The organism is Trinickia soli (assembly GCF_002879855.1).
Taxonomy (GTDB): Bacteria; Pseudomonadota; Gammaproteobacteria; order Burkholderiales; family Burkholderiaceae; genus Trinickia; species Trinickia soli.
This window is the reverse complement of sequence record NZ_PNYB01000052.1, coordinates 1-3984: the sequence shown is the minus strand read 5'-3', so window position 1 is coordinate 3984 and position 3984 is coordinate 1. Positions and strand designations below refer to the sequence as shown.

The 3984-nt window shown below is 65.4% G+C and carries 4 protein-coding genes; 2 read left to right on the top strand and 2 right to left on the bottom strand.

Translation table 11 applies throughout. From position 1 onward, the window contains the following. Positions 1-150 precede the first annotated feature (150 nt). Positions 151-1116: a DNA-binding protein YbiB gene (ybiB, locus tag C0Z19_RS27530; protein ID WP_102612988.1), complete on the bottom strand. Its 966-nt coding sequence runs from the start codon at positions 1114-1116 to the stop codon at positions 151-153. Positions 1117-1365: 249 nt separating this feature from the next. On the opposite strand from ybiB, the gene C0Z19_RS27525 reads away from it, so the two are divergent. Continuing rightward, positions 1366-2082 (top strand): fumarylacetoacetate hydrolase family protein, encoded by a 717-nt coding sequence (locus C0Z19_RS27525; RefSeq protein ID WP_102612990.1) that lies wholly within the window; start codon positions 1366-1368, stop codon positions 2080-2082. Positions 2083-2178: 96 nt separating this feature from the next. Continuing rightward, on the top strand, positions 2179-2823 hold the full coding sequence (maiA, locus tag C0Z19_RS27520; protein WP_102612987.1) for a maleylacetoacetate isomerase: 645 nt from the start codon (positions 2179-2181) through the stop codon (positions 2821-2823). A gap of 79 nt (positions 2824-2902) precedes the next feature. Here the strand turns inward: maiA and ftsY are convergent, their stop codons facing one another. Next, on the bottom strand, positions 2903-3886 hold the full coding sequence (ftsY, locus tag C0Z19_RS27515) for a signal recognition particle-docking protein FtsY (protein ID WP_102612989.1): 984 nt from the start codon (positions 3884-3886) through the stop codon (positions 2903-2905). Positions 3887-3984: the final 98 nt, after the last annotated feature.

Sequence of the window (3984 nt, the reverse complement as noted above, 5' to 3'; positions counted from 1 at the left end):
CGCGGGCGGGAGTTGTCCACCGCCGTGCCGGCCGTGGACAACTCCCGCTTTCCGATAGAGATACAGCGACCCCTGAACCCCCACACCACCTACCGGTTCAGACTCCTCTCAGGATTGGAAAATACTCGGGGCGCTTGCGTAGGGCTTAGGTCATTGGGCGCGCCTGCCGACTTTCACGATCCTGACGATTTCTTGTACTTGCCGTGCGAGGGTGGGCGGGACGGGCGCGTCGCCGCGCAGCACCGCCTCGATCCAGCGCGCCGTGGTGTCGGCATCGCGCGCGGCCGGCAGTTCGGGGCCGGCATCGCCGTCTGCACCGCGTTCTGGCGAGACGAGCGTTTCGGCGGCGCCGTCGTGCAGCCAATCGATCTGTACCTGCCGGCGCGTGTCGGCCACGGCTTCGCCCTCCGTGCCGCGGGCGAGCAACGCGCCCCCGGCGGCGGCTTCGGGATGGCCCAGGAAGAGTTCGGCAAGACTGTCGCGGTAGGCTGGGTGCGTGTAATTGACGAGCCGCAAACCGGCAGGCGCGAACGGCTGCAGGATCTTGATCAGGGTGTGGGTCGAGTTGCGCACGCCCATGATGCGTCGTAACGCGAGCAGGCGGGCCAGCTTCGGCGCAAGCACCTCGACGGGCGCAAAGGCGAGTTGGCGGCTGGCCAGGCCCGCTTCGATGTCGGCACGCGAGCCGGCCGGCTCGATCCCGAGACGCGCGAAGATTTCTGCGCTCGTGATACGGCCTGGGTCCTCGGTTACGCCGTGCACGAGCGTGGGCACCCCTTCGCGCGCCAGCAGCATCGCAAGAAGCGGGACGAGGTTCGGCTGCTTGCGCGCCCCGTTGTAGCTCGGGATCGAAACGGCGCCGGCCGCCCGGATCGGCGTGATCGACGCCTGGGCGGCCGTGAGCATGGCCGCAAGTTCGTCAGCCGTTTCACCCTTGAGGCGGTACGCCAGCAAGACGGCGCCCAGTTCGAGGTCGGACACGCGGCCGTCAAGCATTGCGCTGTAGAGCGAACGGGTATCTTCGGGCGAGAGCGCGCGAGCGCCATGCGGGCCGCGCCCGATTTCCTTGATGAAGCGGGCGCAGGGGAACGGCTCGGCGGGGAGGGTTTCTGTCATGACGCGCGGGGCAAGCGTGAGTTGCCGTTCGAAAGTTGATGAAAACTCCACGAGTACCGCATTCGTCGCGATCTGGCAAGCCGCAGCGCTCGATCGGGGGCGGCGAGACGGGTAGGGATCGCGTGCGGCGCGTCTCTCTTCACATTGACGCGCCGCCCACGCGCTTTCGGTGGTCGCGCTAAACTCGACGTTTTCACCCGTTGCCGGCCGGATTGACGTGCAGCCCGTATGAACGCCAAGGAGAATGCGATGGAGTATGTCTTTGCCCCGGCGCCGATCGTCGCCGTGCCGATAGCCGAGAGCATCGACAGCGCGAGCGCTCACGAATGCTTCCCGGTCCGCCGAATTTATTGCGTGGGCCGCAACTACGCGGCGCACGCGCGCGAAATGGGCCACGATCCCGATCGGGAGCCGCCATTCTTCTTTACCAAACCGGCAGACGCCGTCGTGTACGTTGCGCCAGGCACGACCGGCGAATTCCCGTACCCGTCGTGCACGAGCGACGTGCATCACGAGATGGAGCTCGTCGTCGCGATCGGCCGGGCCGGCCGGGATATTCCCGTCGAGCAGGCGCTCGCTCACGTATATGGCTACGCGCTCGGCCTCGACATGACGCGCCGCGACCTGCAAGCGCAAGCGAAGAAACTGGGCCGCCCGTGGGATGTGGCGAAAGGCTTCGATCACGGCGCGCCGCTCGGTCCGATCCATCCCGTGTCGCGCGTCGGACATATCGCGCAAGGCGCGATCTGGCTCAAGGTCAACGGTGTGGACAAGCAGCGCTCGGATGTCTCGCAGCTTATCTGGTCGACCGCGGAAACCATCACGTACCTGTCGACGCTGTTCGAGCTTCGGCCCGGAGATCTGATCTTCACGGGGACGCCTGAAGGCGTCGGTGCAGTCGTGCGCGGCGACCTGATGACGGGATCTGTCGAAGGGTTGGGTGAGTTGAGCGTTCGCGTGGTGTGACCGCGCTGCACGGCTGGACTGCATCACGGACGCAAACGATAGGGCCGGAGCAGTTGCCGAACGGCAAACGCCGACTCTGGCCGAAGGGAGACATGGATGAAACTTTATAGCTATTTCCGCAGCTCGGCCTCGTATCGTGTGCGCATCGCGCTGAATTTGAAGAGCCTGCCTTACGAGTACGCCGCCGTGCATCTGCTGCGTGGCGGCGGGGAGCAACTGAGCGCCGACTATCGGCGCATCTGCCCGGACGGCGTCGTACCGTCGCTCGTCGATGGGGAAGCGGTGCTGCAACAATCGCTGGCGATCATCGAGTACCTCGAGGAGACGCACCCGAATCCGCCGCTATTGCCCGATACCGCGGTCGATCGCGCCTATGTCCGCGCGATCGCGCTGCAGATTGCTTGCGAAATCCACCCGCTGAACAATCTGCGCGTGCTCAAGTATCTGAAGCACGAGCTGGGCGTCTCGGACGAGGCAAAAGACGCCTGGTACAAGCACTGGCTGGACAACGGATTCGCGGTGCTCGAAGCGCGGCTCGCATCGGATTCGCGCACAGGCAGCTTCGTCTATGGCGATACGCCGACGATGGCCGACCTCGCGCTCGTGCCACAGGTGTTCAACGCGTTGCGTTTCAAAGTCGATCTGCAGCCTTATCCGACGATTCAACGGATCTACGACGAGGCGATGCGGCATGACGCGTTCGTGCGCGCATCGCCGGAACAGCAGCCGGACGCCGAGTGACGCGCGATCAAACGTAGTCGAGCGGAAGACCGACAGGCGCGCGGTTCGGCAGCGAAACGCGCGCTACGGCGGGAAGCGCTTAGCCGAGCAGCGCGTCGGCGAATTCTTCGGCGCTGAAGGGTTGCAGGTCTTCGACCTTTTCGCCCACGCCGATGAAGTAAACGGGCACGGGGCGCTGGCGCGCGATCGCCGCCAAAATGCCGCCCTTGGCCGTGCCGTCGAGCTTCGTGACGATCAGGCCCGTCAGCGATAGCGCGTCGTCGAACGCCTTGACCTGGGCCAAGGCGTTTTGCCCCGTGTTGGCGTCGATGACGAGCAACACTTCGTGCGGCGCGCCATCGAAAGCCTTGCCGATCACGCGCTTGACCTTGCGCAACTCCTCCATCAAATGCAGCTGCGTCGGTAAGCGGCCGGCCGTATCGGCCATCACGACGTCGATCTTGCGCGCGCGCGCGGCGCTGACGGCATCGAAGATCACGGCGGCCGGATCGCCGCTTTCCTGTGCGACGACGGTCACCTTATTGCGCTCGCCCCAGATGGCGAGTTGCTCGCGCGCGGCGGCGCGGAACGTATCGCCGGCTGCGAGCAGCACTGACTGGTCGAAGCGCTGCAGATGCTTGGCCAGTTTCCCGATGCTCGTCGTCTTGCCCGCGCCGTTGACGCCCGCGATCATCATCACGAGCGGTTGCGCACGGCCGAGCACGAGCGAGCGCTCGAGCGGCTTCAGCAGATCGATGAGCAACGTGCGCAACGCCGCCTTGACCTGCAAGGGATCGGTCAGCCGCTCGCTGCGCACTTTTTCGTGCAACGCGCCAAGCAGGAAATCAGTCGCTTCGACGCCCGCATCCGACATCAGCAGCGCCGTTTCCAGTTCCTCGTAGAGATCGTCATCGATCTTCGTCCGTACGAAGATGCCCGTGAGGCCGGCGCTCGTCTTCGACAGCCCCGAACGCAGCCGCGCGAGCCATGTCTGCTTTTGCCCGGGTTCCGGCGTGGGCGGCGGGACGATCTCCTCGGTTTCGACCTCGTCGGCCGATACCGGCTCACCCGATTCGACATACAAATAGCCGTCGGCGGCGACGAGCGGCGGCGCCACTTCGAGCGCGCGCGGCAGCAGTTGCTCGCCGAACGGCGGATCGAGAAACACCACGTCGAACGAGC